This is a genomic window from Marinobacter sp. es.042 (assembly GCF_900188315.1).
Classification (GTDB): Bacteria; Pseudomonadota; Gammaproteobacteria; order Pseudomonadales; family Oleiphilaceae; genus Marinobacter.
The window spans coordinates 353,342-379,058 of sequence record NZ_LT897781.1; the positions used below are offsets into that span (position 1 = coordinate 353,342).

27 protein-coding genes are annotated in these 25,717 nt (G+C 57.9%); 14 read left to right on the forward strand and 13 right to left on the reverse strand.

Translation table 11 applies throughout. The features are described from left to right. Positions 1-13: 13 nt before the first annotated feature. Entirely contained in the window at positions 14-679 is a 666-nt protein-coding gene (locus CFB02_RS01815; RefSeq protein WP_088556626.1) for a hypothetical protein, read from the reverse strand. Between the two features lie 190 nt (positions 680-869). Here CFB02_RS01815 and CFB02_RS01820 point away from each other — a divergent pair, with 190 nt between their 5' ends. Then, positions 870-1,526 carry a protein-L-isoaspartate(D-aspartate) O-methyltransferase gene (locus CFB02_RS01820; protein ID WP_088556627.1) on the forward strand — a complete coding sequence of 219 codons (657 nt, stop codon included), beginning with the start codon at positions 870-872 and terminating at the stop codon, positions 1,524-1,526. Positions 1,527-1,548: 22 nt separating this feature from the next. On the opposite strand, the gene CFB02_RS01825 is transcribed toward CFB02_RS01820, so the two are convergent. Together CFB02_RS01825 and CFB02_RS01830 are read right to left on the reverse strand one after the other, a co-directional pair. Next, positions 1,549-2,355 (reverse strand): DUF1338 domain-containing protein, encoded by an 807-nt coding sequence (locus CFB02_RS01825; RefSeq protein WP_088556628.1) that lies wholly within the window; start codon positions 2,353-2,355, stop codon positions 1,549-1,551. Continuing rightward, complete coding sequence (locus CFB02_RS01830) at positions 2,345-3,466, reverse strand: arginine N-succinyltransferase (protein WP_227519291.1); 1,122 nt, start codon at positions 3,464-3,466, stop codon at positions 2,345-2,347. Before CFB02_RS01830 ends, CFB02_RS01825 begins: the two co-directional genes overlap by 11 nt. A 118-nt stretch (positions 3,467-3,584) precedes the next feature. Between CFB02_RS01830 and CFB02_RS01835 the strand changes: the two genes are divergently transcribed. Together CFB02_RS01835 and CFB02_RS01840 are read left to right on the forward strand one after the other, a co-directional pair. After that, positions 3,585-4,013: an Lrp/AsnC family transcriptional regulator gene (locus CFB02_RS01835; RefSeq protein WP_088556630.1), complete on the forward strand. Its 429-nt coding sequence runs from the start codon at positions 3,585-3,587 to the stop codon at positions 4,011-4,013. Positions 4,014-4,354: 341 nt separating this feature from the next. Further along, positions 4,355-6,037: an AMP-binding protein gene (locus CFB02_RS01840; protein ID WP_088556631.1), complete on the forward strand. Its 1,683-nt coding sequence runs from the start codon at positions 4,355-4,357 to the stop codon at positions 6,035-6,037. 117 nt (positions 6,038-6,154) lie between these two features. On the opposite strand, the gene CFB02_RS01845 is transcribed toward CFB02_RS01840, so the two are convergent. After that, positions 6,155-6,349 carry a hypothetical protein gene (locus tag CFB02_RS01845; RefSeq protein WP_014577913.1) on the reverse strand — a complete coding sequence of 65 codons (195 nt, stop codon included), beginning with the start codon at positions 6,347-6,349 and terminating at the stop codon, positions 6,155-6,157. A gap of 148 nt (positions 6,350-6,497) precedes the next feature. Between CFB02_RS01845 and CFB02_RS01850 the strand changes: the two genes are divergently transcribed. Further along, complete coding sequence (locus CFB02_RS01850) at positions 6,498-7,397, forward strand: LysR family transcriptional regulator (RefSeq protein WP_088556632.1); 900 nt, start codon at positions 6,498-6,500, stop codon at positions 7,395-7,397. A gap of 6 nt (positions 7,398-7,403) precedes the next feature. Here the strand turns inward: CFB02_RS01850 and CFB02_RS01855 are convergent, their stop codons facing one another. After that, positions 7,404-8,111: a lysozyme-like domain containing protein gene (locus CFB02_RS01855; RefSeq protein ID WP_088556633.1), complete on the reverse strand. Its 708-nt coding sequence runs from the start codon at positions 8,109-8,111 to the stop codon at positions 7,404-7,406. Positions 8,112-8,210: 99 nt separating this feature from the next. Here CFB02_RS01855 and CFB02_RS01860 point away from each other — a divergent pair, with 99 nt between their 5' ends. Further along, positions 8,211-9,041, forward strand: coding sequence for a DUF2059 domain-containing protein (locus tag CFB02_RS01860; protein ID WP_088556634.1), 831 nt, complete (start codon positions 8,211-8,213; stop codon positions 9,039-9,041). On the opposite strand, the gene CFB02_RS01865 is transcribed toward CFB02_RS01860, so the two are convergent. Beyond that, positions 9,013-10,092, reverse strand: coding sequence for an MBL fold metallo-hydrolase (locus CFB02_RS01865; RefSeq protein ID WP_088556635.1), 1,080 nt, complete (start codon positions 10,090-10,092; stop codon positions 9,013-9,015). The two genes, CFB02_RS01860 and CFB02_RS01865, sit on opposite strands and share 29 nt — an antisense overlap. A gap of 97 nt (positions 10,093-10,189) precedes the next feature. On the opposite strand from CFB02_RS01865, the gene CFB02_RS01870 reads away from it, so the two are divergent. Continuing rightward, the gene (locus tag CFB02_RS01870; RefSeq protein ID WP_088556636.1) at positions 10,190-11,371 is read left to right on the forward strand and encodes a M24 family metallopeptidase; all 1,182 of its coding nucleotides are present in this window, start codon (positions 10,190-10,192) and stop codon (positions 11,369-11,371) included. Here CFB02_RS01870 and CFB02_RS01875 read toward each other — a convergent pair. Next, positions 11,368-12,318 carry a succinyl-CoA synthetase subunit beta gene (locus CFB02_RS01875; protein WP_088556637.1) on the reverse strand — a complete coding sequence of 317 codons (951 nt, stop codon included), beginning with the start codon at positions 12,316-12,318 and terminating at the stop codon, positions 11,368-11,370. The genes CFB02_RS01870 and CFB02_RS01875 overlap by 4 nt on opposite strands. Then, positions 12,318-12,596 (reverse strand): peptidylprolyl isomerase, encoded by a 279-nt coding sequence (locus CFB02_RS01880; RefSeq protein ID WP_088556638.1) that lies wholly within the window; start codon positions 12,594-12,596, stop codon positions 12,318-12,320. Before CFB02_RS01880 ends, CFB02_RS01875 begins: the two co-directional genes overlap by 1 nt. A gap of 183 nt (positions 12,597-12,779) precedes the next feature. On the opposite strand from CFB02_RS01880, the gene CFB02_RS01885 reads away from it, so the two are divergent. The 4 genes from CFB02_RS01885 (at position 12,780) to CFB02_RS01900 (ending at position 16,960) form a co-directional block, all read left to right on the forward strand. Beyond that, entirely contained in the window at positions 12,780-14,366 is a 1,587-nt protein-coding gene (locus CFB02_RS01885; RefSeq protein WP_088556639.1) for an ABC-F family ATPase, read from the forward strand. A 180-nt stretch (positions 14,367-14,546) separates the two neighbouring features. Then, complete coding sequence (locus CFB02_RS01890) at positions 14,547-15,101, forward strand: DUF1415 domain-containing protein (protein WP_088556640.1); 555 nt, start codon at positions 14,547-14,549, stop codon at positions 15,099-15,101. Positions 15,102-15,310: 209 nt separating this feature from the next. Next, on the forward strand, positions 15,311-16,042 hold the full coding sequence (locus tag CFB02_RS01895) for a spermidine synthase (protein WP_088556641.1): 732 nt from the start codon (positions 15,311-15,313) through the stop codon (positions 16,040-16,042). Positions 16,043-16,057: 15 nt separating this feature from the next. Continuing rightward, entirely contained in the window at positions 16,058-16,960 is a 903-nt protein-coding gene (locus tag CFB02_RS01900) for an NAD-dependent protein deacetylase (RefSeq protein WP_088556642.1), read from the forward strand. A gap of 50 nt (positions 16,961-17,010) precedes the next feature. Here CFB02_RS01900 and CFB02_RS01905 read toward each other — a convergent pair whose 3' ends face one another. Both CFB02_RS01905 and CFB02_RS01910 read right to left on the reverse strand, forming a co-directional pair. After that, complete coding sequence (locus CFB02_RS01905) at positions 17,011-18,423, reverse strand: sodium-dependent transporter (RefSeq protein WP_088556643.1); 1,413 nt, start codon at positions 18,421-18,423, stop codon at positions 17,011-17,013. A gap of 90 nt (positions 18,424-18,513) precedes the next feature. Next, positions 18,514-19,611, reverse strand: coding sequence for a Glu/Leu/Phe/Val family dehydrogenase (locus CFB02_RS01910; RefSeq protein ID WP_088556644.1), 1,098 nt, complete (start codon positions 19,609-19,611; stop codon positions 18,514-18,516). Positions 19,612-19,982: 371 nt separating this feature from the next. Between CFB02_RS01910 and CFB02_RS01915 the strand changes: the two genes are divergently transcribed. From CFB02_RS01915 to CFB02_RS01925, 3 genes are all read left to right on the forward strand, one after another. Next, positions 19,983-20,729: an AzlC family ABC transporter permease gene (locus CFB02_RS01915; protein WP_088556645.1), complete on the forward strand. Its 747-nt coding sequence runs from the start codon at positions 19,983-19,985 to the stop codon at positions 20,727-20,729. Continuing rightward, positions 20,719-21,030 (forward strand): AzlD family protein, encoded by a 312-nt coding sequence (locus CFB02_RS01920; protein WP_008173928.1) that lies wholly within the window; start codon positions 20,719-20,721, stop codon positions 21,028-21,030. Before CFB02_RS01915 ends, CFB02_RS01920 begins: the two co-directional genes overlap by 11 nt. A gap of 88 nt (positions 21,031-21,118) precedes the next feature. Next, positions 21,119-22,435 (forward strand): hypothetical protein, encoded by a 1,317-nt coding sequence (locus CFB02_RS01925; protein ID WP_088556646.1) that lies wholly within the window; start codon positions 21,119-21,121, stop codon positions 22,433-22,435. A gap of 133 nt (positions 22,436-22,568) precedes the next feature. Here CFB02_RS01925 and CFB02_RS01930 read toward each other — a convergent pair whose 3' ends face one another. Beyond that, positions 22,569-23,339, reverse strand: a complete 771-nt coding sequence (locus tag CFB02_RS01930) for a DUF3750 domain-containing protein (protein ID WP_088559132.1) — start codon at positions 23,337-23,339, stop codon at positions 22,569-22,571. 192 nt (positions 23,340-23,531) lie between these two features. Between CFB02_RS01930 and CFB02_RS01935 the strand changes: the two genes are divergently transcribed. Beyond that, positions 23,532-23,747, forward strand: a complete 216-nt coding sequence (locus CFB02_RS01935; protein ID WP_008173934.1) for a dodecin — start codon at positions 23,532-23,534, stop codon at positions 23,745-23,747. Between the two features lie 11 nt (positions 23,748-23,758). Here the strand turns inward: CFB02_RS01935 and CFB02_RS01940 are convergent, their stop codons facing one another. Together CFB02_RS01940 and CFB02_RS01945 are read right to left on the reverse strand one after the other, a co-directional pair. After that, entirely contained in the window at positions 23,759-24,424 is a 666-nt protein-coding gene (locus tag CFB02_RS01940) for a hypothetical protein (protein WP_088556647.1), read from the reverse strand. Between the two features lie 48 nt (positions 24,425-24,472). Next, on the reverse strand, positions 24,473-25,639 hold the full coding sequence (locus tag CFB02_RS01945; protein ID WP_088556648.1) for a GNAT family N-acetyltransferase: 1,167 nt from the start codon (positions 25,637-25,639) through the stop codon (positions 24,473-24,475). Positions 25,640-25,717: the final 78 nt, after the last annotated feature.

Below are 25,717 nucleotides of genomic sequence, written 5' to 3' on the forward strand. Positions count from 1 at the left end.
CAGGGCGCGAGGCTCAGCCTGCGCGCCCGAATACCCGTTCAAAGAAACCGGTCACCCGCACGTCTGGTATCGGCAGGCTGTCGACTTCGTCCATGGCCCGTCGCCAGAACTTCTCGGGGTCGTCCAGATGCGCAACTTTAGCGCGCTCGTCCGGACTGTAGTGGTTGTGCTCCCCGGCAATGCCCTCGGCCATCAGTTCCTGGGTCCAGAGGTAGATTGCAGCCCGAACGGTCCTGAGGAGCCGGCAATAAACGTCGCGACTCAGGTTGATGGCCAGCTCGGCGGTCAGGTTGATCTGCTTCTGCAACACGGCCATCTCGTCTTTTTCCAGCAAAACCCGGTTGCCGTTGCCCTTTTTGCAACTCACACAGGTTTTCTCAAGAGCTTTTACGCCCTCGAGCAGATCCATGTAGCCGAACTCCTCTTTTTGCTGATCATCTACTGGAGCGGGGATCCAGCCATACTGGGGGGATTTGGCAACAATGTGCCCGTGTAGCTGCCTACGATAAGGCGGTGCGGCAGCAACATCCTGATATCCATCAAATTCGGTGCGTAGCCAGGCAGCCATTTTACGGTGACGAAGCATCATGGCCAGGGTAATGGCAGAGGGCATGATCTCTTCGAGCAGCTCTGCGGAGTCCCGCGTGCGTTCGTCGAGGTGGTCTACGGATGTCGACATTTCTCCTCCTCGGCAACGGGTTGGCCGGTTCGTGGACCCGTTGTCCGTTTGTTGTTTTTGGCATTCGGTGGTTGTATGTGTCATTACCGATGTTTAAAAAGTAGACAGATAATCTCGAGCGCGCCGTTGTAAAAAAGTTACTGCTTTGTAACGGCCGGTAAGCAGCCAGACCAGGGGAAGGAAGAGCGCCATGAATCAGGACAATGGCTTCGAGTTGCAGAGAGCGTCCATGGTGGATTATCAGCTTCGAGCCCGTGGAATCGGGTCGCCGCTGGTGCTGGAGGCCATGGGTCGGGTGCCGCGTGAGCGCTTCATTCCAGAACGTATGAAGGACTGCGCCTACGATGATGGTCCTCTTCCGATAGGCGCGGGGCAGACCATTTCGCAGCCTTACATCGTGGCGTTGATGACGGAAGCCCTGGATCTGGAGGGTGGAGAAAGGGTTCTGGATATCGGCACAGGTTCGGGTTATGCGGCTGCCGTTCTGGGCTGTATTGCAAGCGAGGTGTTCAGCATCGAACGGGTTCAGGAACTCGCCGATCGCGCAGCCCGAACGCTGGCCGCCGAGGGTTTTGACAATGTCCGGGTTCGCTGTGGCGATGGCACGATAGGTTGGCCCGAGCACCAGCCTTTCGATGGCATCATCGTGGCTGCCGGTGCGCCAGCGGTGCCGGAATCATTGAAGCATCAGCTGGCGGTTGGCGGGCACCTGGTCATACCGGTGGGGTCGGAGCATTCGGTTCAGTCGCTGGTACGTGTTACCCGGCTGACGGATAACGAATTCCGGACCGAGGACCTCGGCGCAGTCCGGTTCGTTCCCCTGATCGGTGAACAGGGGTGGTCGTGACCGCGAGTCTTTGCACGCAGACTCAGCTGCCGGCGTTCGTGCTCTCGAAGATCTTGTCGGCCGATGCCGCTACGAAGCCCGAGTAGAGCCGGCCATCCGGTTTTGGATAACGCAGGGCAAATTCGTAGAAACAACTGGGTATGGTTACCGTCTCGTCGGTAAAGGTAAACGGCACCCGGTCGGCCATGGTTGAGGACTGCTCCAGCAAGTCTTCCGGGGAGCCTTTTACTTCACCGCCGGATGAATTCACCGTATAGCCATGATCTTTCAGCAACTGATTGATTTCCGGGACCGAACCGAACTGTTCCAGATGGTTGATGCTGACCGTGAAATGGTTTGCGCGGTAGCCCCAGGCGGCCATCCAGGCGGCGTACTCGCTTTCCTTCATCAGCTGGCGGTAGGTGTCGTAGCCCACCTCCCAATGGCGTCCCGAATAGAGAAAATCATCGGCAGTAACCGCCTCCGGCTTTACCTGGCCGACAAGATTCTTCACCACAGATTGCAGCTCCGGTGAGCATTGCTCGACAAGCAGCTCGGAAATAAACACCTTGGGCAGTTCCCGGGAGGGGTGCTCATAGTGGCGGGCATAAAGCTTTTTGGCCTCGAAGTGGTATTCGCCGCCTTCTTCATAGCCGAGGCTGAGAAAGTGCTCTGCCAGAGCGTCCAGCCGAACAGGGTCCAGGTTGAAGGTGCGAAGCGCAATGTGGTCGTTGACGATAGCCTGCCCCTCTTCGGCGCCGAGGATTTTACGTATGCGATCGGCCGAAGGGGTTACCTGGCGGTAGGACTCCCAGAGTCTCGCAAACAGGGTGTCCGGATCAGTGTGCATAGCGAATCTCCTCAGTAACCGGTTTTTGGCAGGGCTGTTGACGCCCCTGTGACTCTTCCCTGGACTGGCTCAGTGGGAGATAGCAGGCCAGGCTATATCCGCCAAGATTCAGTTCGTTCGCCAGTTGCTCTGGCACTGACAGGCTATTGGCATCGGGGGTCGGCAGGACCTGCTCGGTTACCGTAGCCCTGAAGCCTGAACAGCCAGCATTGGCAACTATAGCGGATCCCGCTGTGTTTCCAGCAATATTCCGGGGACTCCGGTTGCCTTTCTGTGGCCTTGCCCGGGTAAGAAGGGTATCGCGCACGCTGGCGATGTCCGATCTGGCGCACTCCAGTGTTGGCCCTCCATCCAGAACATCCACGAAGCCCCGGTGGCGAAAACCTTCGCGCTCCAGCATGTGTCGGGCAGGGCGCGTATCTTCATGGACCTGGCCGATAACCGCCCTGGCTGCATCGGTCATCTGCCGGGTGAACAATGGCGTTGCGGGGATAAAGCGTTCAACAAAACCGCTCTGGCCACAGCAGGCCAGCTGTGTGGCCGACATGAAATCAAGGTCTGCTGCGTGATGTTTGAGCCAATCCCAGAACGGGGATTGGCCGGCATGGTCTGAAACGCCGCGCATTTCTGCAATAACGGTGTCCGCAAAACGCTCCGGGTGCAGTGCCATGAACAGAAAGCGAACCCGTGACAGGAGCTTGCCCGCATTGGCCCGGCGAAATCCGGGCCGAAGATACAGTGAGCATACCTCGGTGCAGCCGGTGTAATGCTGGCATCGGGTAAGGCTTTCCTCGGCGTGACGTTTCCGGGGATCTTCCTCGTGATGGATAACCGCGTTACGGCGGAAATGCACGAGCGGGCGGGACAAGCCTGCAGCGGCTTCAATGCCGGTGGTCCCCATAATCTGGCCGGTCGCACTGTCTTCAAGCACAAAAAGATAATGCTCATCGCCGGGCTTGGTCACAGTCCGTGCAAAGCTCGCGACTGAATGATCAATCTTGCGGCTCAGGGCATCGCGATCCGGCATCAGTGAGGTGAAGCCGGGGCCGGATTCCACTGCGATCGTCATCAGGGCATCAAGATCGTTGGGGGTAATCGGTCGAATTATCATGGCGATCTTCCTGGGCATTGTTTTGGGCTCAGTATGAAAGCCGTCAGCGCCATAATGCAGCTGCAGAATGATCGAAATGATCTATAATGGATGCAAATTGTAAAGCAGGTATGTCAATATGATCAGTTCACGGGACCAGAAACTGCTAATGCTGCTGCGGCAGAATGCCCGGGCCAGTGTCACCGAGCTAGCCAAAGCCATGCATGTGTCACGGTCGACGGTGCAGAACCGTATCGCGCGGCTGGAGGCCAGCGGTGTCATCCGTGGTTACTCGGTTCAGTTGGGGGGTGAGTTTTCGGCGAACCAGGTGGAGGCTCACGTATCGATCAAGGTGTTCCAGAAGCTCACCGGCAGAACCAATGCAGCCCTGGAGCAAATCAGCCAGGTATCGCAGCTGTTTTCCGTCAGTGGAGAGTACGACCTTATTGCCATTGTCCAGGCCCAGTCCCTTGAGGAACTGAGCGCCGTGCTGGATGCCATTGGCAACCTTGAGGGAGTTGAGAGAACCAACTCTGCCGTTGTCCTCGAAACCCGGTTTCGGCGTTAAAACGGTTTTCCGGGGTCAGGTGCCCAGCATGCCCGCATAGGCGCTGTAGAAAAAGCCACCGGAACCCAGAAGAATGATGCCCCAGGCCGGAAAGATTAAAAACGAACGTTTTGGTTTGCTCATGGCTACATCCAATTTGCTCGAAAAGGAGGGTGTACACCCTTCACACTAGCTCAAACTTGAAACTTATTACGAAAAGTTTTGAGCAACAGTTCTCGGACGAGGATTAATTTGCCAATGGCGCGGGCACTAATTGCTATTGAGCAGGTCTGAAATGACGCTAGTATGAATCGCAATGGCATGACCTAAACACGAAGTACAATAACAAAAAGGAGCCGTTTATGGCGGTAGACCCCCGGAAGCAGACCTCACTCCACTGCCTGTATTACTGGGCAGAGGAAACCCCCGACAACGTTTACCTTACCCAGCCTTACCCGGATGGCCGGGTGGAAGATATTACCTGGAGGGAAGCAGCCGATCAGGTATCCCGCATGGCGGCTTACCTGGACAGCCTGAAGCTTCCGGAACCCAGCAATATCAGTATCCTTGGCAAAAACAGCGCGCACTGGATCCTGGCCGATCTGGCGATCTGGGCGGCAGGCCATGTTTCGGTGCCACTTTATCCCACGCTCAACGGAGATACTGCTGCCTACGTTCTCGAGCACAGTGAGGCAAAGCTCCTGTTCCTCGGGAAACTGGATGGCACCGCGGACGGCTGGAACGACATCAAGAACCACATTCCAGCAGATTTGCCGCTCGTTTCGCTGCCCCTATCGCCACGGGATGATACGCCCAAGTGGTCGGAGATTGTGGCCGAACAGTCGCCTGCGCAGCCCAAGTTGCCGGATCCGGATAACCTGGCCACGATTGTCTATACCTCCGGCAGCACCGGCCGCCCCAAGGGCGTCATGCACAGCTTCCGGACCATGATTTCAGTTGCTGATGGCCTGCAGCAGTTGTTCCCGGTTTCCTCTGACGAGCGCATGCTCTCTTACCTGCCACTGGCTCACGTGGCTGAGCGGGCAGCCGTCGAAACGCAGTCCCTCTACTATGGCTTTCATCTCTATTTTGCGAATTCCCTGGACACCTTCCAGGAGGACCTGCAGCGGGCAAGGCCGACGCTGTTTTTCTCGGTGCCGCGCCTGTGGATGAAGTTCTATCTTGGTGTAAACGCCAAACTGCCGCCAAAAAAGCAGAAGCTGCTCTTCAGTCTTCCCATTATCAGCGGCCTGGTGAAGAAGAAGGTTTTGAAACAGCTGGGGCTGGATTATTGTCGGGCAGCCCTGACCGGCGCAGCGCCGCTGTCAGCGGACATCGTTAACTGGTATCGCAACCTTGGGCTGGAGCTTCTGGAAGTGTACGGGATGTCGGAAAACTTCGGCTATTCCCACGCCAACCGACCAGGCCAGGCTCGCGCCGGTTCGGTAGGTATGGCGAATCCGGGGGTCGAGCACCGCATCGGAGAGGGCGGAGAAGTCCAGGTGAAAAGCCCGGGCCAGATGCTGGGTTACTACAAGAATGAAGAGAAAACCAAGGAAGACCTCACCAAGGATGGCTTCCTGAAAACCGGAGATATGGGCGAGATCGATCGGGACGGCACCCTCCGCATCACAGGCCGGGTAAAGGATCTGTTCAAAACCTCCAAAGGCAAATACGTGGTGCCGGTGCCCATCGAAAACCGGTTTAATCATCCAAAGGCCGAAGTGGTCTGTGTGGCCGGTGCCAACCAGCCGCAGCCTTGCCTGATGGTCCTGCTGTCGGAAGAGGCCAGGGATGAACTGGAGACCGGAATGGATCGCGGTGAGCTCGAGCAGGAACTTGCGGCCGAACTGGAGGCGGTGAACGCGGAGTGCGAGTCCCACGAGAAGGTCGCTTTTGTCGTGGTGGTTCGGGAGCCCTGGACTATGGAAAACGGCATGCTGACGCCGACCATGAAGATCAAGCGGAATGTGATAGAAGATTTCTACAACCAGAAGATGGACGACTGGTTCAGCCAGAAGAAAAAAGTCGTTTGGGAATTCTGATCCGCTAACGTAAAACGCCGTTGGTTCCCTGGGAGCCAACGGCGTTTTCAAATCCTTATGTTCTTTCTGTTCTCAGCCTGAGCGATCTCCCCGCTCATGCCAGATTCAGCTGCCGTTTTAGTGGCCGCCCTGCATCTGGCTCATGTCCGGAGCAACGTTTGCTGCTTTCCGGTTGAAGCTCCGCACCTTGCGACTGAAAAACTGTACCGCCTGCTTTGCCGCAGCACGGGTATACTGGCGCCTGACCTCAGCACTGTTGTGGAGGATACTGGACGGCAGCGGGTTTACGGTTGCGATATGGTTCTGAGTCATAGCGCCTTCCTCCTTTTTAATGAGTGTATTGATTTTGGTAGGTAGGTTAGTTAGGGATCTACCTTTAATTTAAAAGCGATTCTAAGGGTTCTTATTTGCAGTTTGAATACGTTAAAATCCGTACTCACGTTGCAAATATGCAGTAACTATGGATTGGGATTATCTTCGATATATACGGGCGCTGGCAATAGGCGGAACGCTAGCCAAGGCCGGCGAATTACTGGGTGTGCACCAAACCACAGTTTTACGGCGACTCGACCAGATGGAAGAGTCGATGGGTGTGCAGTTTTTTGAACGCAGCCGGGATGGACTTCAGCTCACCCCCGTGGGGGAGACCGCGTTCCGGGAGGCGGATCGGCTGGCCATCGAGATGGAAAATCTCGAGCGCAAACTGGTCGGGCAGGATTCGGCGCCGGTGGGTAAAGTCAGGCTGGCGGCGGAAGACGCAATGATGAGCGCGTTGCTCAGCCCGATCCTGGCCGAGCTGGTTCGGGAGTTCCCGGATATCGAGCTGGAGACGCTTACTGATAACGATGTGGCGAACCTCAGCCATCGGGAAGCGGATCTCACCTTGCGGCCCGAGAACAAGCCGCAGGCAACTCTGGAAGGCGAGCGAATCGCCTCCATCGAATCCGCCGTTTACGGGGCGGCCCGCTATTGCCGGCGGCATCGTGACATGGACGTGGAAAACCGTCCGGAAGGTTGCCTCTGGATCATACCGGATGAAACCTTCAGCCATCTGGCGACGGGCCGGTGGTACAGAAAACAGTTGAAGAACGTTACCTCTTTCATTCGCTGCAACAGCCTGCAATCCATGCACGCGCTGGCGAAAGCCGGTGCCGGCCTGGCGGTTTTGCCCTGCTATCTGGGGGAGAGCACTCGTGAACTCCGCCGCCTGTCGGACCCGCTGGAGGGTGAGAGCGTGGATCTCTGGCTACATGTAAACCAGGATACCCAGCAAATGGCCCGGGTCCGTATCGTTATGGAGTATCTGGTGGAACGCCTGCAGTCGCTGGAGTCCCAGATGGAGATTTCTTCCGCTTTCTGACGAGCGTCAGCCGCAGAACGGCCAGAACTGGTACCAGCGCCAGCACTGGAATTCCTGCTCGCAGGTTTTCAGCTGATTGTCGTATCGGAAAGCCCGGGTCTGTACCCGGGCGGCCAGATCCATCACGTCCGGTTTCTCTTCGAAGCTTCTGCGGGCATATCCGCCCCGGCCTTCGTGGTAGGCAAGGTACAGCTTTCTGGGCGCCGAGAAGGGAATGCCAAGCTGCCGGTGGCTTAGCTGGTTGTACCAGCCCACGAAATCCAGCGCGTGTTCCATGTCGGTGCGAACGGTGAACCAGCCTTCGCCATTGGCCTGCAGATATTCCCGCCAGGCCGGGTCGAGGGCCTGGGCATAACCGTATGCGGTTGTGGGCCTGGTCCAGGGAATAAAGCCCCAGAGCAGTGTGCGTGGTGGACGCGCATGGCTGCGGAATGACGACTCGTAATAGACAAACGCTAACTGGGTGGCGATGGGTGTGCCCCAGCGTTGCCTGGATTCGTTGGCGTAGTCATACCACACCGGGTGTTCCCGGAAGATTTCACAGATGTTCTCCGGGTTTGCCGGAGGATCCGGTGCCAAAAGGCTGAAGCGGAGCGTTGCCCAGAGTCCCATCAGCAACCCCAGCATTGGAAGCCCATACCATCTTGCCCGGCTTTTCCAGGTTTCCAGAGCCAGTTGCCGACTTTTGGTCTTACGGGGACGTTTCTTTCGCATTCCTACCAAACCGTCATCTCCAGGGCCGAGGGATTGCTTGCTGCCTGCCTCGAACCCATGGCATAAGGGGATCAATGATTCACTCGGGATGATAGGTAAATGACGCGATTTCCCATAATTAAACCTCTTTTAATCACAGCACTTCTTGTTACTGGTACTGCCCAGGCAGCGCCGGACGCGCGCCAGGTGCTGGAAGTATCGCCTGTTGACGATATCGTGGCCCGTTACCCGGCCATGATGAGCCAGGGAATCCGGGAAGGGCTCAAACAGAATGGTCAGCTTCCACCAATGATGGCCAATACCATCGGGAACATCGTGAGCAGCGGTTTCAATTCCGTGGATATCGAGCAGCAGATCATTAACGATCTGCAAGCCAAACTTACGGATTCGCAGCTCCAGGCAGTCCATGACTGGTACGAAACCCCTGTGGCCAGAAAGATTTCTTCGGCCGAGATTAAAGCTTCGGAACCCTCGGCCTGGCCGAAAATCCAATCCAGTGCCATGGAATTGAACAGCCGTTACAAGGGCACGCGCAAAGCGGAAATGTTCGATCGGTTTGATCGGGCTGCGCGGGCCACAGAAAGCGCGGTGGATACAACGATCGCAGTGCAGCTCGGCCTGGCAACGGCAATGGCGGCGTTCAGCAGTGATTCGGCCAATTACGAGCAGCTGCGCCAACGCATTGAAAGCCAGCGCAGCATGCTCAGGGGCGTGGTGGGTCAGCAGGTTTACGACAGCTATCTGTATACCTACCAGAACATCGGTGACCAGGAGATGGATCTCTACCTGGAGTTCCTGGAGAGCTCTGCCGGCTCGGCTTTCTCGAAAGTTGTAACCAACAGCATCCAGCAGGCGATTACCGAGCCGGTGGAAAGCATAGGCAAGCAGATGTCGCGGTTCCTCAGTCCGGAATCACCAGGCGGTCAGTGAATCCCTTCAGTTCACGGTAAACTTCTTCCCGCTTTCGGTCATAACGATGTGAGAAGTGGAAGGCAATCAGTTGCCGGACCTGTCCCGCTTCAGCGATGCGCGCGCAGGCCCTCGTGGTCAGGTGATGGGTGTGCCGGGCCTGCGCTTCATCTGCCGCCATGAATGAGGCCTCGCAGAACAGCGTGTGGGCACCTCCCGCCAATTCCGTCATTTTTCGGATGTTCTCTGGCGTATCGGCGAAATCCGTTCCGTAGACCACCTTTTCCCCCGGCGCCTGAATCAGCAGCTTCCTGGCCAGGTCTTCGGCGCGCAGCGTGCGCCCTGCGTCCGGCGAGATCAGTTCGTCCGGCCGCTGGCGCAGCACAGCCATTTTCAAATCGTGCAGCCAGGCGCCGGGTTTCAGGCCCTCAGCCTGCAACTGGTCGTTGCGAACCTGAAGCTTGCCAAAGGGTTCCCAGGCGAAAGCGAGAACAGGCGTGCCGTGGTCGAGCATGGCTGCACGAATCTGGAAGTCCCGTTCCCGGAGCAAAACTCCGTCTGGTGTGGCCTGGTCTTCCAGAGGCGTGGGAGCAGTGTCGCCAGCGGTGATTTTCCAGCGTTTCAGGTGGTCGCCATGGCATTCGTGCACCACGAATCTGGGGCCACGGTCTTCCACACGATCCCACAGGATGCCACTGATCATTCCGGCAATGTGCCGCATCAGGCCGGGCGGGCCGAACAGCCGGCAGGGCGGAAAGTAGCCGATCCTGCTGCGCAGGAACCACATGAAACCGCCAATGTGATCGGCGTGGCAATGGGTGATGAAAATGTCGGTCACCTGATGCGCGGACCTGAGCGGCATCCGACCGGTATCTCCCAGATCAAACAGCAGGCTGCGGGATTGGTGCAGAAGCCGGAGCTGCAACAACGGGTCGCCACACACACCGTTCACCAGGGAGGCAACCACGGGGCCGACACGGACTGCCACTTGCGGGTCGTTGGCAACGCTGGTCAGCGCTCCCAATTCAACACTGACCTGGACGGCACCGTTACCCTGTTGCTCGCGGTCCATAGGCTCTCCCGATTGTTGAATTATTTGGTGAGTGCGATTTGTGCAAAGCCAGAATAGGGTCCAATCTCCCTAGTATATGCGAGTGAGGAGTGTCGTTATGGATTTCAATGCCTATCAGGAAGCCTTGTCCTCACAACTGAGGGGGCTGGAGTGTCCGTTTCCGGAGCAGGAGTTCGACGAGCGTCTTGCTCGTGTCCGGGATGGGATGGCCCGGGAGGATTTTGGCGCCCTGCTGTTGACCGATCCTTCGGATATTTTTTACCTGACCGGCTATAGCACTTTTGAAGTATCCGTTCACGTGGCCCTGGTGGTTACCCAGGAGGACCTGCTTTTGCAGGTGCCGTCTATCGAGATGGGGCCTGCGATGATGACAACCCGGGTCGCCCGGGTCAGCGGATACCGGTGGGAAGGCATCGGCGAGGTATTGGAACCACTGGTTCAGGCCTTGAACGACGGCGTGGAGACCGTGGGTATTGATGCCTGGCATGGCTCTCTGCGCCAGGGCGTGCTGGAAGGCCTGCAAGCTCGGATGCCCGGAGTAAGATTTCTGAATAACGGCGGTCTGTTGAAGCAGATCCGGATCGTCAAGTCCGATGCCGAAATCCGGTGCCTGCGTGAAAGCGCCCGGATAACAGCCGAAGGTTTCAGGGCGGCCGTGGCCGCGGTCCAGCCGGGCGTCACTGATAATGACATTGCCGCCGAAGGCGCGAGGGCGCTGCTGGCGGCCGGCAGTGAATTCATGAGCATGCAGCCCATTGTTGTTACCGGTCGTCGCAGCAGCGTGATCCACTGCAATCACAAACGTACGGTGGTGCAGAAAGGCGACCCTGTTTTTCTGGAATTCGGCTCAGCCTGGAACCGCTACACGGCACCCATGATGCAGACCGTGGTTGCTGGTGGCGAGCCGTCGGCTGAAATGCGTCGGGTCCATGACGGCTGTCGTCGGATTGTGGATACCCTGCTGACGTCGATCCGTCCGGGAGTCACTTTCGACCAGGCCGCCCAGGACGCCGAGAAGTCGCTCCAGCCATTGGCCGGAAAGGTGTTTTTCTCCGGGGTATTTGGCTACACGGTGGGCGCCCAGTTCCCGCCATCCTGGGTGGAGGGCTCGGGCTTCATTGCCAGGGGTGGCAATGTGGAATTTCGACCGGGAATGGTTTTCCACCTGCCCATCTGTTTGCGTATTCCCGGGCAATGGGGCATTGGGTGTAGCGAAACGATTCTGGTCACCGACGCTGGCGCCGAACCGATAACTGATAATCCCTGGACGCTCGGTTAGTCCAGTCTCAGATCCAACAGATAAACAGTGCGGGGCTCGGGCAGGCGAACCGAAAAAAGCCCCATTCTTCTGACTTGGGACATATCCATGGACCGGCCATCGGGAGCGTTTTCGATGTCGGCCAGTTTCCGGGTGAAGGTATTGGAACCAGGGCTCAGGGTCAGACGGGTGTTGTAGCGGTCGTTGTAGGCATGATCGCTGCGGTCATGGGCTACGTCATTGATTCGCAGCGTCAGCGTCAGGGGAGCGGTTGAGGGATTGAACAGGGTAATGCTCAGTGTTTCGTAATCACGCCAATCGGCCGGGAGATTGTTGAGTGAGACCCCCGAGTAGGTTTCAGTGCCGAGATCAAGTTTCAGGCTCTGCGCATTATTCAGCGAGTGGTCGGCAGAGACCGTGAGCCTGCCGGTCCAGAATGCGCCGGGATTCTGATGGGTGAAATCGTATAGCAGAGGGAGTTGTTCGTGTACCTGCCATTGCCGGGCAGCCACCATGCCGGTAGCTCCCAGCTCAAAACACAGTAGCAGCGCAACGGATGCGGCCACCAGGCCTTCGCCGAGAGAGTTTCGCCGCTCTGATGTAAGCAAGGGGCGCCATGCGATAACCAGCCAACTGCCAATCAGGTTGCGCAGGAGGTCCCGCCCATCCATGTCGCGATTGTGTCCGCCCTGGATCAACTCGATACCAATTCCGAGCACCAGCAAGACGACGGTAACCGCGAGCCATAGACGCCAGCCACTTAGCCACTGCCAGGGTCTGACCGCCAGAGTGAGTAGTGCAAACAGAAGGATGTGGCCAAGGTTCCAGGCCGATTTGAGAAGTGGCCCCGAGGCCCAGTCAGGCCCGCCGACAAACAGAAAAGGCGCGATGAGCAGAGAAGCGGCACCGGCCAGCAGCGGTAGCCGCCGGCCAGTGGTTTGCAGTCCCGGTATGGAACCAGGAATCATTAGCTGCGGCTGGTCACTTCCAGCAGGTGATAACCAAACTGGGTCTTGACCGGACCGATAACGGTGTTCACTTCACCGTTGAAAACCGCTTTGTCGAACTCGGGAACCATCTGGCCCGGGCCAAAGGAGCCAAGATCTCCGCCGTTGCGACCGGAGGGGCAGGAGGAGTGCTGCTTTGCCACTTCGGCAAAGTCCTGTCCGCCTTCAATCGCTTTTTTCAGTTCTTCGCATTTCGCTTCGCTGTCTACCAGAATGTGGCGCGCTGTAGCCTGTGCCATGATCAATGTCCTTGTGTCGGATGAATGTATACATCAGAACCGGAATGCTGCCCTCAGAGCTCGCCAGAGGCAAGCCCTTTTTATCCGTGTTTCTGCGGCCTCACAGTCCACCGGGCAAACCTGTACAATGCCGGCTTTCTTTTCGCCGGCGCATGCCCGGCCCCACATCGACAGGTTTGTTTCTTGATCTCCACCGCCAATATCACCATGCAATTCGGGGCTAAACCCCTGTTTGAAAACGTCTCCGCCAAATTTGGTAACGGCAACCGCTATGGCCTGATCGGGGCCAATGGCTGTGGCAAGTCCACACTGATGAAAATCCTGGGTGGCGATCTCGAGCCCTCCGCCGGCCAGGTCATGCTGGAGCCCAATGTCCGTCTGGGTAAACTGCGCCAGGACCAGTTTGCCTATGAGGATTGCTCGGTTATCGATACCGTGATCATGGGGCATGAGGAGCTCTGGCAGGTCAAGAAAGAGCGGGACCGGATCTATTCCCTGCCCGAGATGAGCGAAGAAGACGGGATGGCCGTCGCGGACCTGGAAGTCCAGTTCGCTGAAATGGACGGCTATACCGCGGATGCCCGCGCCGGCGAGCTGTTGCTTGGCCTGGATATTCCGCTGGAGCAGCACAACGGCCCAATGAGCGCGCTGGCACCGGGCTGGAAGCTGCGGGTGTTGCTGGCCCAGGCGCTGTTCTCCGATCCTGATGTGTTGCTGCTGGACGAGCCCACCAACCACCTGGACATCAACACCATCCGCTGGCTGGAAAACATACTGGTGGCCCGCAACAGCACCATGATTATCATTTCCCACGATCGTCACTTCCTGAACAGCGTGTGCACCCACATGGCGGACCTGGACTATGGCGAACTGCGCCTGTTCCCGGGCAACTATGACGAATACATGACCGCCGCCACCCAGGCCCGCGAGCGTATGCTGTCGGACAACGCCAAGAAAAAGGCGCAGATTGCCGAGCTGCAGCAGTTCGTCAGCCGCTTTTCGGCCAACGCCTCCAAGGCCAAGCAGGCCACCTCCCGTGCCCGCCAGATCGACAAGATCCAGCTGGAAGAGGTGAAGCCCTCAAGTCGGGTGAGCCCGTTTATCCGTTTTGAACAGGGCAAGAAACTTCACCGCCAGGCGGTGACTCTCAAGAACATGACCAAGGGCTTTGATGATAAGCCCCTGTTCAAGAATCTGAACCTGCAGGTCGAAGCCGGCGAGCGAATCGCCATCATCGGTCCCAACGGCATCGGCAAAACCACGCTTCTGCAGTGCATGTCAGGGGCCTATACGCCCGACAGTGGCGAGGTGAAGTGGACCGACAGTGCGGAAGTGGGGTATTTCGCCCAGGACCACACGGCGGACTTTGCCGAGGATGAAACCCTGACCGACTGGATGGCCCAGTGGACCAAGGGCGGCGAACAGCTGGTGCGCGGTACCCTGGGCCGCATGCTGTTCTCGGGTGACGATATCGGGAAATCGGTGCGTGTGATCTCGGGCGGCGAGCAGGGCAGGATGCTGTTCGGCAAGCTGATTCTGCAGAGGCCCAATGTGATGCTGATGGATGAGCCCACGAACCACCTGGATATGGAGTCCATCGAGGCATTGAACCTGGCGCTGGAGAACTATCCGGGTACACTGATTTTCGTCAGCCATGATCGGGAGTTTGTTTCTTCCCTTGCGACTCGAATTATAGAGCTTAAGGCCGACGGGGTGACCGACTTCAGCGGTTCCTACGATGATTATCTTCGGAGCCAGGGGTACTTCTAATGCTCAGGGTTGGGTGCAGGCGGTCATGTGGGACTGGCTTTCCAAAACACGCTCCTTGCGGCACATCCATGTGACGCTTGGGCTCCGCCATCCCTGGCTCCGCACAGTTTTGGAAAGCCAGTCCCACACGCCCGCTCTAACCTGTGAGTGAGCCTCAAACAAAACAACGGATACGGAAAAATGGGCGAGACTGAAGTCATTAGTGCTACCCGCAAATGGGTTGAAGACGTCGTCGTCGGCTACAACTTGTGCCCGTTCGCAAAACGGGAACTGGTCCGGAACCGGGTTCGGTTTGTGGTGTCGGAAGCCGAAACGGAAGACGAGCTCTTACAGGCCTTGCACTCGGAGCTTCAGCGTCTGGAAGATGAGCCGGAGATTGAAACCACGCTGTTGATCCATCCGGGCGTATTGCAGGATTTCGGGCCCTACAATGAGTTTCTTGATGCGGCAGATGGTTTGTTGGCGTATCTGGAGATGGAAGGGGTTTACCAGATCGCCAGTTTCCACCCGGATTACCAGTTTGCGGGCACCGAGCCCGATGCGGCGGAGAACTACACCAATCGGTCGCCATTTCCCATGCTGCACCTCTTGCGGGAAGCCAGTCTGGAAGCGGCGATTGACAGTTATCCCGATGTGGATGCAATACCCCAAAGAAACATCGAGTTGATGGAGAAACTGGGAGCGGAGAAGATGCAGCGGATTTTAAAGTCGTGTCTTGAGGTGCCTAATCCATAGCGGACTTGGGAGTATGCGGTAGGAGCGGCTGGGAGGACCCTTTCAAAACTGTGCGGAGCCAGGGATGGCGGAGCCCAAGCGTCACATGGATGTGCCGCAAGGAGCGTGTTTTGAAAGGGTCCTCCTAGCCGCTCCTGGCACGGACTTTAAGGCTGGTAGCGACGAACTCAGGTGTATCGTTTTCAGCTAAAACATAAGAGTTGGAATTAATGGGACTGCTTTTCGAGCAAATTGACAGCCAACCGTCGGTCATCGGCGAGATTACTCTGCGCCGGCGCCGGATTCCGGCGATTGGCGACAGGGATATCTACGAGGTGAAGCTGGGCGAGGAATTCCTGATGTCCAGCATGTTCGTGGATGCCGAAGTGGCTCTCTCTGATATCGGGCTGGGCGAAACCGAGGGCGATGATCTCCGGGTGGTTGTTGGTGGCCTGGGCCTGGGTTACACCGCGGTGGCGGCGCTCCGGCACGAGCGTGTTGCCGAACTGCTGGTGGTTGAGTATCTGAAACCCGTGATCGGATGGCATCAGCAGGAGCTGGTGCCTCTTGGTAAAGATCTGAATGCTGATCCCCGGAACCGCTACGTCCATGGCAGTTTCTTCGACCTGGCGATTGCCGATCCGGCAGAGGGTGGTTTCGATCCTGAGAACCCCGGCAAGCCATTCGATGCCATTCTTCTGGATATCGACCATTCCCCCCGGGCGCTGCTGCACGATTCCAGTGCCAGCTTCTACACCGCCAACAACCTGAGGCTGATGGCCCGGCAACTGAAGCCCCGAGGGGTTTTTGCCATGTGGTCGAACGAGGGCGAAAATGACGAGTTTATGGCCGTTCTCAACGAGGTGTTCACCGATGTGGACTGCCATGTCGTATCCTTCTTCAATCCATTTCAGAACAGGGAATCGTTCAACACCGTGTATGTGGCCCGTAAGCCGGGCTGAGAAACCGGAGTCTGTATGTCTTTAACCACGCACCGCAGCCGACCTTTCAGCTCCAGCCAGCGCCTGCCCGAGCCGGAGCAGCCGCCGGTGTTGCATGAGCCGGAGGAGGCCGGGGCGTTGCTGGCGGAGTTTATCCAGCGCCATCCTCGCTTGCTGATCCTGACTGGCGCAGGGGTCAGTACCGATTCGGGCATCCCGGACTACCGGGACGGCGATGGCGCCTGGAAGCGCAAGCAGCCAGTTCAGCACAAGGCGTTCATGGAAGACGTCTACACCCGCCAGCGCTACTGGGGCCGGAGCCTGATTGGCTGGCCGGTCATGCGTAATGCCAGACCCAATCCTTCCCACCATTACATCTCTGACCTGGAACTGCTCAACCACAGCAGTCTGGTGGTTACCCAGAACGTGGACCGCTTGCACCAGAAGGCAGGCACCCGGGCAGTGACGGATCTGCATGGGCGGGCCGATGAGGTGGTGTGCATGAGTTGCGGCTACCGTTGCCCGCGCGACGAGGTGCACGATCGATGCGCCGATTTGAATCCGGGCTTCCAGAAATATACTGCCGAGACAGCGCCGGATGGCGATGCCGATCTGGATGTGGATTTCGAGGATTTCCGGCTGGCGGATTGCCCGAAGTGCGAAGGGATTCTGAAGCCGGATGTGGTGTTCTTCGGAGATTTCGTCCCCAAAGACCGGGTCTACTCCGCCCTGGACACGCTCAAGGCCAGTGATGGCCTCTTGGTAATCGGTTCGTCGTTGATGGTGTATTCCGGGTTCCGTTTCTGCCGGTACGCCAACGAGTGGAACAAGCCCATTGCCACCCTGAACCTGGGGCGGACGCGGGCTGAAGATCTGGTGGATTTGAAACTGAATGCCCGTATCGGGGAGACGCTGGCGTCGGTTCTCAAGCAACTTTGACGAAGACGGGGTCAGATGAAAGCGTTCATCTGACCCCAAGTTCACGCTGTTCACATCAGGTTGTAGATAAACACCACTGCCACGGCAACCGGAGTGATGAAACGCACGGTGATCAGCCACAGGTTAAACATGGCCGGTGACAGTGCCAGTTCACGCTCCATGGCCTGACGTGACATCACCCAGCCCGCGAACAGGGCCACCAGCAGTCCGCCCAGGGGCAGCATGATGTTGGCGGTGAAGAAGTCCAGCAGGTCGAAAATGGTCTTGCCTTCCAGCATGGGGACAAAGCCAAGCGGTGCGAAGTCGGACCAGAGGTTCAGGGACAGAATCGAGGCAATGCCCAGGCCCCAGCAGACAAAACCGGCGCCCAGTGTGCTGACGGTGCGGTTCATGCCTTTACGTTCTTCCAGCCACTCCACAATCGGCTCCAACAGCGAAATCCCCGACGTCCAGGCGGCAAAGATCAGAAGTACAAAGAACAGGGTGCCGAACAGGGAGCCCATGGGCATCTGGCCGAAGGCCAGCGGCAGGGTCTGGAAGATCAGCCCCGGCCCCGCTCCCGGCTCAAGGCCGTTCGCGAACACAATCGGGAAGATGGCCAGGCCTGCGAGCAGCGCCACGCCGGTGTCGATGACCGATACGGTGATCGAGGTCTTGGCAATGGAAATGTTCTTGGGCAGGTAAGAGCCATAAGCCATCATGACCGCCATACCAAGGCTCAGGGTGAAGAACGCGTGCCCCAGGGCTACCAGTATTCCGGATGTCGTGAGCTTGGAGAAATCGGGCTGGAACAGGAAGGCGGCGGCTTGCCCGAAGTGCCCGGTTGTCATTGCATAGCCGACCACGATCAATAGCAGCACGAACAGGGCCGGCATGAGAATGCTGACAGCCCGCTCAAGCCCCGAGCGAACGCCTCGCATTACCACAACCATCACCATAGCCATGAAGAGGGTATGCCAGGCCAGCAGTTTGGTGGGATCGCTTAGAAGGCCCGAGAAGATGGCGCCTACGGCGTCGGCAGACTGCCCGGCAAGCTGGCCGCTGGCGGTTGTGCCTACATAGGAAATGGCCCAGCCGCCGATGACCGAGTAGAACGACAGAATCAGAAAACCCGCCAGAATGCCGATGGCACCAACCAGCTTCCATGCCGGCTTGAGTCGGTCATGCTCGGCGATCAGGCTCAGACTCTTGACGGGGCTCCTGCCACCGCGACGACCGATCATGACTTCCGCCATCATGATAGGAATCCCGACGACCGCGATGCACAGCAAATACACCAGCACGAAGGCGCCGCCACCGTTCTCACCGGTGACATAAGGAAATTTCCAGATATTGCCCAGGCCGACGGCAGAGCCGGTAGCGGCGAGAATAAAGGCCAGACGTGATGACCAGAGCCCGCGTTGGGCGTTTGAACCTTCAAGCGCCCCGGAATAAGCGGCGGAATCTGAAGAAGTGACGGACATAACTATCTCCCGAAGTATTTGTTTTTGTATCAGGGTTTAAGAGGGAAGCCGCAGCTGTCTGCAGCTTCCTGGGGGTGCGCCGGTGTCAGCTCAGCCGGTGCGGGCCAATCGCTCGGACGCCTGTCCGGCTCCGGCGGTGTGCTTTTTGAACCGTTCCTCGGCAAGCTCGTTGGCAATCTCCCCGGTGGGGCGACCCGAGCGGTCGGAACGGTTGAAGATTTCGGTCAGGGTATCGCCGATGGTATCGACGTGGGCGCGAACGGTTTCCGGTGTGGCGCCGGCGCGCTCGTAGAACACATCGATGATGCCACCTGCATTGATGGCAAAGTCCGGTGCATAGAGAACGCCCCGGTCCTGCAGCATGGCATCGTGCTCAGGGTGTTCCAGCAGATTGTTGGCGGCGCCGGCGACGATCCGGGCCTTCAATTGGGGAATGCTGTCATCGTTCAGTACTGCCCCCATGGCACAGGGCGCTACCACGTCCACAGGCAGTGACAAAATGTCTTCGGCAGCCGCTGGCTTGGCTCCCAGCTGGTCCACGGCCCGCCGCATATTGTCGTCATGGATGTCATAGATCCAGAGATCAGCGCCGGCATCCTTAAGGTGTCTGGCCAACCGGAAACCGACATTACCGATGCCCTGAATGGCTACCTTCAAACCGTTGAGGTCGTCCCGCCCAAGTTTGTGTTTTACTGCTGCTTTGAGGCCGATAAAGGTGCCGTAGGCTGTCGCCGGTGACGGGTCGCCGTTGCTTGGGTTGCCGTCGAAACCGGTGCGCGAGGCGATTCCCGCAACGTGGCCGGTGTGTCGGCCCATGACCTTGAGGTCGGGTACGCTGGTGCCCGAGTCTTCCGCCGCAATGTACTGCCCGCCAAGACTTTCCAGATGGCGGCCCATGGCCTCCATCAGCGCTTCGGTTTTCTGTTTGCGCGGGTCGCCAATAATCACGGACTTGCCGCCACCCAGATCCAGGTTGGCGAGGGCCGATTTGTAGGTCATGCCCCGCGAAAGGCGCAAGACATCGCGAACTGCCTCTTCATCGGAGGCATAGGGAAACATTCGGCAGCCTCCCAATGCGGGGCCGCGGGAAGTGTTATGGATGGCAACGATGGCCTTCAGGCCGGTTTCGGGATCGCAGAAAAAGGACAGATGTTCGTGGTTATCGAACTCGGGATGGCTGAATAGCATTGTGAAATCCTCTCCCACCGGCCGGATCTCGGCATGAGCGGGTATCTTGTTCTTGTCTGCCGGCTTGTGGCCGGCGTTCCGATTTCAGGTGTCCGGTATATCCGCTGGGGGGTGGCCCACCGAAAGTGCCCTTTTGGGGCTGGACGAAAAACAAACTAGCGGCAATTGACGTTAACGTCAACATGCGAAAGTGAACTATCCGATACAAGGCTCATCCCCGGATTCAGGCGCCTCCCCGGTAAACATTTGAGTCAATCATGAGGTTAAATGCCGTCATGCGTTGCGCGGATCTGGTCCATTAGTCGCAGATGTGCCCCATTCTGCGGAAACTACCTATACGCGGATCGGGGAAACTGACCTAGTTTCCCCGGATGTCTGTCGCTTCCTATTCTTATCAGCTTCAGCCGGCCCGGGTACGGGTGGAGTTTTTCCGGCTGCTTCCCATCTCGTTATTCGTGGTGGCGTTTGGCGCTGCCTTTGGATTGGCAGCTACCCAGAAAGGCCTTGAGCCGCTTCAGGCGGTGCTGATGAGTGCGACGGTGTTTGCCGGGGCCTCCCAGTTTGCCGCCGTCGATATGTGGGGCACCGAGGTATCTGTACTTCCGATGATCGCGGTGGTCTTTGCCATCAATTCCCGCCATCTGCTTATGGGCGCTTCGCTGTACCCGATGTTGAAAGATGTCTCGCCGGGCAAGCGCTATGGTCTCTTGCTGTTGCTGACCGATGCCAACTGGGCGGTTTCGGCCCAGGAATACCAGAGTGGCCGACGAAACCTGGAGGTTATCCTTGGTGGCGGGTTGGCTCTTTGGCTGGCCTGGATCATCGGGACCGGTCTGGGCGTCTATTTTGGTGGCCTTCTGCAGGATCCCAAATCCCTGGGCCTGGACATGGTTCTCGGCTGCTTCCTCCTGGCCATGGCACTGGGCGGCAAGAAATCCCCGAGAGTGCTCGTGGCCTGGACCGTTGCAGCGCTGGCTTCATTGGCGGCCTGGAAATGGTTGCCGGCGAATACCCACGTCGTCGTGGGCGCGCTCGCTGGTGGTGCGATCGGGTTCTTCTGGCTCGAGCGAAAGCCTGCGCCCGCTTCTGACGCGGAGGACAGCACCCATGACCGTTGAGACCACCACAGCCGGTATTCTGTTCCTGATTGCGATCATGACCGCCGTTACACTGGTAACCCGTTTTGGCGGCGTGTTCATCATGTCGTTCGTGAAGATCAATCCTCGTATCGAGAGCTTTATCAACACCATGGCCAGCTCGGTCCTGATTGCCATCATTGTGCCCATGGCAGTGACGGGGGACGCTGGTGCGCTGGCGGCCCTGACCACGACGGCGGTTACCATGCTCGCGTTGCGTAAACCTCTCCCGGCCATTGCCGCCGGGATTGCCGCTGCCGGAATCGTGCGGTTTCTGGCCTAACCTCTCGAATCTGAAGTGATTAAAAAGCGCTCAAGTCCGGGGGGCTGCGGCCGATATACCTGTGTAGTAATTACAGGTGCCCAGAGCCATGATTTCCTCCAGCCAGATTTCGCTTTTCCAGGACAGTTCCCGCCAGGTATCGGCTTTTGAAAGCACGCAGCTCCGCATCAACCGGCAATCTGCTGCTGCGCCGCAGGCCAATGAGAACGCGGTTGGCTCAGAGTTTACGCTCATGCGCCAGGCTGCCTATCGTTACAGCAGCCAGGAGCAGCTCGCCTTCAGCGGCAGCAGCACCGTGACGGATGGCGGTCAGCAGAGCGTCTTTACCAGTGCGCAGCTTGCCGAGAAAACCTCGGAGTTGTTTCTGATGGGCCAGCAGGCACTGAGCGTTAGCCGTGCCGCCCTCGGTGGTGATGCGGGTGTCGAGGGTCGGGGCAGTCTCTCGGTTTCTGCCGGACGCTATATGTTTTACTCGGAGAGCGAATCCAGAAGCTTTGCTTCCACTGGCACCATCGCATTGGAGAATGGCGAGACCATCGACTTCACCCTGTCACTGCGACAGTCCCAGTCCCGGACCTACGAGTACTCGGAACTGGTGCAGATTCAGGAACGGCCACTCACCGACCCTCTGGTGATCAACTTCGGCACTGCCACAGCCCGCCTGACCGATACCCTCTTCGAGTTCGACCTGAACGGTAACGGTGAAACCGGGCAGTTTGCCACCCTGGGCAGCGGTAGCGGCTACCTGGTGCTGGACCGAAATGGCAACGGCAAGGTGGACGATGGCTCTGAACTGTTTGGTCCCCGGAGCGGCTCCGGCTTTGGGGAGCTGGCCCGTTTTGATGACGACGGTAACCGCTGGATTGACGCCAACGATGAGATCTTCGCGTCGTTGTCCGTGTGGGTGCAAACTGCGGAGGGCTCACAGGCTCTGAAATCCCTCTCAGAAGTCGGCGTTCAGGCGCTTTATGTGGACAATGTAGAAGACCGCTTCACGCTGGCCAACAGTCAGGGTGTGCCGCTGGGCCAGATCAAGGGTTCCGGCATCTATCTGAGCACCGACGGCGAGGTTCGCACCCTGGAAGAAATCGATCTGGCCGAGCAGAACACTGCCGATGCGCCGGCTGTCGAGACCGTGCTGAGCAATGATCGTGGCTCACCCGACCGTGGCGCTAATGGTCTGGTAGAAGCGCGGGTGGAGGCAATACGTTCGGCGCTCGAGAAGCTGAACGAGATCCGCGAAAAGCAGAAGGCGTTTATCGAAGAATCGAAAGACGCCGGCAAGCCTGAATCACCGCTTGATGATTACCTGAAACTGATCGACAAGATGCGTCTGGAAATGCTGAACAGCCAGGACGAGAAGAAGCAGGCGGCGAGCCGGTATCTGGAGTTTGCCAGTCTTTGATGTCTGGATTTGGAGCACGAAACAGGCGGGCAGGAGTTCCCAAAAAACGCTGTAAATACGTCCGTGTACGCTTGGCTCCGCCATCCCTGGCTCCGCACATTTTTGGGAACCCCTGCCCGCCTGTTTCCCGAACCTAAGGGGAATTTTCAGCTATCGGGTTGGGGTTTCTAAGCGCTAACTCGCCGATGCCTGGCAGTTTGATCCCCAAAGCCAACGGGTTGATACCGAAGGATAGGCCCAGAAGGTTCAGCTCCAGTCCCTCGCGGACACCCGCCAGCACACCAAAGTACCCACCCAGTGAGACCTGATAACCCGCACCACCCGGAACCTCTGCGATAATACTGTCGCCGAGGTAGTCCTTGCCGATCGCGTGGTTCGGCAGAGCCACATCGAGACCCTCAACCTCCCTGATTACCCAGGCCACGAAGGTGTTGCTGTTGGGGCCGGGCCAGGCTTCGTATTCGGTCGGGTAGGGGTAGGACGCCACTGCCTGGTAGATGTCGGGAATCAGCTGTTCGGCTTCTTCGCCGCGGATGTCGGCATAGAGGTTCGGCTTTGAGCCGTACCAGTGTCTATCGGGCTCACCGGGCCGGGAATTGACCACGTAGCTGCGCCAGCCGGTCACTTCATGAACCCGATAATGGCTGGCCCCTTTTTCCTTGGTGGCTATCCAGGTATGGACGGCAAAGTAACCTCGCCAGCTCCAGGCCCGGGCGCCGTATACCTGGACGATGGCTTCCTCGGCCTGTTCTGGCAGAGGGGCAATTCGGGCGCTTTCCCGGGTGGCTGTTTGCCAGCTCTCGGCTCCCTGCAGGCTGCCACTGGTGGCAAGCAGAATCGGGCCAACCAGCAGCAGGAGCACGGCGCCGAAGAACCAGCCGGTGTATCTGAAAAATCGTTTCATGAACTCAGTCCGAAGCATGGGGTAGACGGGACCCTCTGAGTGACAGAAAGTTCCGCACGACTACCTGGATTATAGGGGACAGATACGCCAGCCGTGGGTTGGCGGATGAGGCTTGTAACGGGCTGTGGTTTGCCGTGAGGACGCTTGTCTTCTAGGCTCAGAAATACAAATCGCAATTCCCAGGAGGCTTTAATGTCTGACCATCACGTGTACAAAAAAGTGGAAATTGTCGGGTCTTCCAAGAAAAGCATTGAAGACGCCATTGAGAATGCACTTGAGGAATGTGGTAAAAGCGTTCGCAACATGGAGTGGTTTGAAGTCACCGAAACCCGCGGCCATATCGTTGATGGCAAGGTGGGCCACTACCAGGTGGTAATGAAAGTAGGGTTCCGTATCGCAAACAGCTGAACCGATACCCCTCAGTTGCTTCGGATTGCCCGGTGCCGAATGGATGAAACCAGCTGGTTCATCAGCTCCCGGGCTTCGCCCTCATGCAGGCTGTGGCATTTGTCCTGCAAGACCCGGCGGTCGTGATTGGAGGAGTCACTGGGGACATCTTTTAGCAGTTCCAGATACTGGCAGGCCGAAAGGTGCGCCTTGATCTCGGCATCAATCAGCCGGGTAACCAATTCATCGACGGACTCTGTGCAGAAGGGGCGGTTCCGGTTAAGCAGCTCTCGGGCCTCCAGGGCGGCATTGCGAGCTTCCAATCTCAGTTCGCCCGGCGCCTCGCCGCCTTCAACCGCTCTCAGGAACATGCCGAGGCGTTCATGTAGATTCCATACCAGGGGCCAGATCTTGGCGTAGGCTTCTACTTCTGTTTGATAACGGGCTTCTTCAACTGGAGAACCCGAAGCGCCATTGCCGGACTCACCCGGTCGATTGAATTGTGCCACCCGTATGTCGTCAACTTCCCGCCACAGCGTATCGGAACGCTCTCGCAATGCGGTCAACTGGTCCTCGCTACGCCGGCGAGCGCCCGATCCGATGAATAGGGCAATCACGGCCAGGCCCAGGGCTGCCGCCGAAAGCAGAAGCGGCAAGCCACCTGCCGATAACATGCTCCACAATGGGTCCGTATCCATAGTGTCTGACCCCCGCGTAAATCCGGTTTGGGTCTATCAGTATAGAAGTTAATCCGGCGTCTGCTGTCTGAAGGGCAAGGCGGATTCCGCATCGCTGAAATAAGCACGCACGTGGTCTGCCTCCTCTCGGGTGAAGTTTTCTATGGCTTCGCGGAAGCCGGGGTGCAGAACACCATGCCAGGAGTGGGTGATGACTGGCTCAAACCCACGTACCAGTTTGTGTTCGCCCTGGGCGCCGGCATCAATATGGCTGAGGCCGAGGTCCATCGCCAGTTCGATCCCCTGGTAGTAGCAGGTTTCAAAGTGCAGGTGGTTGTATTCGTCAAGGCAACCCCAGTAACGCCCGTAAAGGGTGGTTTTGCCCGCCAGGAACAGGGCACCGGCAATCATTTCGCCCTCGCGCACTGCCATCACCAGATGTACGTGTTCGGGTAGCTGTTCCAGAAGCAGCTCAAAGAATCGCTTGTTGAGGTAAGGTCGTTGGCCCCGTTTCAGATAAGTCGCCTGGTAAAATACGTAGAACGCGGAAAGCACGTGCTCGGGAATATCCCGGCCATGAAAGCGCATAAAGGAAATGCCCTGGTCCGCAACCTGGCGACGTTCCTTGCGAATGGACTTGCGCTTGCGGGAAGTCAGCGCCGCCAGAAAGTCCTCGAAATTACGGTAATCATGGTTATGCCAGTGGAACTGGCATCCGATGCGGTGTAAGGCCTGCTCGTGGTGAAGCAGCTTCTGATCCTCTTTGCCGGGAAACAGCAGGTGCCAGGAGTGGGCTCCCAGTTCATCGGTCAGCCTGTCCAACAGGTGATGAACCTGTTCCGGTACCAGCTGTTGTCGAATTTCCGGATCCAGCAGCAGCCTTGGCCCTGCGGATGGCGTGAAGGGAATGGCGATCAGTAATTTTGGATAGTACGTCAGCCCATGCCGTTGGTATGCCTCGGCCCAGGCCCAGTCAAACACATACTCGCCCATGGAGTGGCTCTTCAGAAAAGCCGGCGCAAGGCCGACGATTTTGCCAGCCTTTCGGAACACGAGGTGACGTGGCGACCACCCGGTCTCTGCAGATGTGCAGCCGGAAGCTTCGAGTGCCTGGAAGAACTCGTAGCGAAGAAATGGATTGCTATGCCCAGCCAGCCGCTCCCACTCAGGGGCGGGAATGTCGTTGATGCTGGTGCAGGTTTCCAGTGTGAGAGTCGCTGGTCCGGGTTCTGACATGGTGAGGGAAAACTCCTTTATGTACCCGATACCATACGTCAGAAGACGGCATTTGATCACCCCGGAGCCAGTGTAAAG

Coding starts and splice junctions, on each gene's coding strand:
- CFB02_RS01815 (WP_088556626.1), bottom strand. CDS start 679: ATGTCGACATCCGTAGACCACCTCGACGAACGCACGCGGGACTCCGCA.
- CFB02_RS01820 (WP_088556627.1), top strand. CDS start 870: ATGAATCAGGACAATGGCTTCGAGTTGCAGAGAGCGTCCATGGTGGAT.
- CFB02_RS01825 (WP_088556628.1), bottom strand. CDS start 2,355: ATGCACACTGATCCGGACACCCTGTTTGCGAGACTCTGGGAGTCCTAC.
- CFB02_RS01830 (WP_227519291.1), bottom strand. CDS start 3,466: ATGATAATTCGACCGATTACCCCCAACGATCTTGATGCCCTGATGACG.
- CFB02_RS01835 (WP_088556630.1), top strand. CDS start 3,585: ATGATCAGTTCACGGGACCAGAAACTGCTAATGCTGCTGCGGCAGAAT.
- CFB02_RS01840 (WP_088556631.1), top strand. CDS start 4,355: ATGGCGGTAGACCCCCGGAAGCAGACCTCACTCCACTGCCTGTATTAC.
- CFB02_RS01845 (WP_014577913.1), bottom strand. CDS start 6,349: ATGACTCAGAACCATATCGCAACCGTAAACCCGCTGCCGTCCAGTATC.
- CFB02_RS01850 (WP_088556632.1), top strand. CDS start 6,498: ATGGATTGGGATTATCTTCGATATATACGGGCGCTGGCAATAGGCGGA.
- CFB02_RS01855 (WP_088556633.1), bottom strand. CDS start 8,111: ATGCGAAAGAAACGTCCCCGTAAGACCAAAAGTCGGCAACTGGCTCTG.
- CFB02_RS01860 (WP_088556634.1), top strand. CDS start 8,211: ATGACGCGATTTCCCATAATTAAACCTCTTTTAATCACAGCACTTCTT.
- CFB02_RS01865 (WP_088556635.1), bottom strand. CDS start 10,092: ATGGACCGCGAGCAACAGGGTAACGGTGCCGTCCAGGTCAGTGTTGAA.
- CFB02_RS01870 (WP_088556636.1), top strand. CDS start 10,190: ATGGATTTCAATGCCTATCAGGAAGCCTTGTCCTCACAACTGAGGGGG.
- CFB02_RS01875 (WP_088556637.1), bottom strand. CDS start 12,318: ATGATTCCTGGTTCCATACCGGGACTGCAAACCACTGGCCGGCGGCTA.
- CFB02_RS01880 (WP_088556638.1), bottom strand. CDS start 12,596: ATGGCACAGGCTACAGCGCGCCACATTCTGGTAGACAGCGAAGCGAAA.
- CFB02_RS01890 (WP_088556640.1), top strand. CDS start 14,547: ATGGGCGAGACTGAAGTCATTAGTGCTACCCGCAAATGGGTTGAAGAC.
- CFB02_RS01895 (WP_088556641.1), top strand. CDS start 15,311: ATGGGACTGCTTTTCGAGCAAATTGACAGCCAACCGTCGGTCATCGGC.
- CFB02_RS01900 (WP_088556642.1), top strand. CDS start 16,058: ATGTCTTTAACCACGCACCGCAGCCGACCTTTCAGCTCCAGCCAGCGC.
- CFB02_RS01905 (WP_088556643.1), bottom strand. CDS start 18,423: ATGTCCGTCACTTCTTCAGATTCCGCCGCTTATTCCGGGGCGCTTGAA.
- CFB02_RS01910 (WP_088556644.1), bottom strand. CDS start 19,611: ATGCTATTCAGCCATCCCGAGTTCGATAACCACGAACATCTGTCCTTT.
- CFB02_RS01915 (WP_088556645.1), top strand. CDS start 19,983: ATGTCTGTCGCTTCCTATTCTTATCAGCTTCAGCCGGCCCGGGTACGG.
- CFB02_RS01920 (WP_008173928.1), top strand. CDS start 20,719: ATGACCGTTGAGACCACCACAGCCGGTATTCTGTTCCTGATTGCGATC.
- CFB02_RS01925 (WP_088556646.1), top strand. CDS start 21,119: ATGATTTCCTCCAGCCAGATTTCGCTTTTCCAGGACAGTTCCCGCCAG.
- CFB02_RS01930 (WP_088559132.1), bottom strand. CDS start 23,339: ATGAAACGATTTTTCAGATACACCGGCTGGTTCTTCGGCGCCGTGCTC.
- CFB02_RS01935 (WP_008173934.1), top strand. CDS start 23,532: ATGTCTGACCATCACGTGTACAAAAAAGTGGAAATTGTCGGGTCTTCC.
- CFB02_RS01940 (WP_088556647.1), bottom strand. CDS start 24,424: ATGGATACGGACCCATTGTGGAGCATGTTATCGGCAGGTGGCTTGCCG.
- CFB02_RS01945 (WP_088556648.1), bottom strand. CDS start 25,639: ATGTCAGAACCCGGACCAGCGACTCTCACACTGGAAACCTGCACCAGC.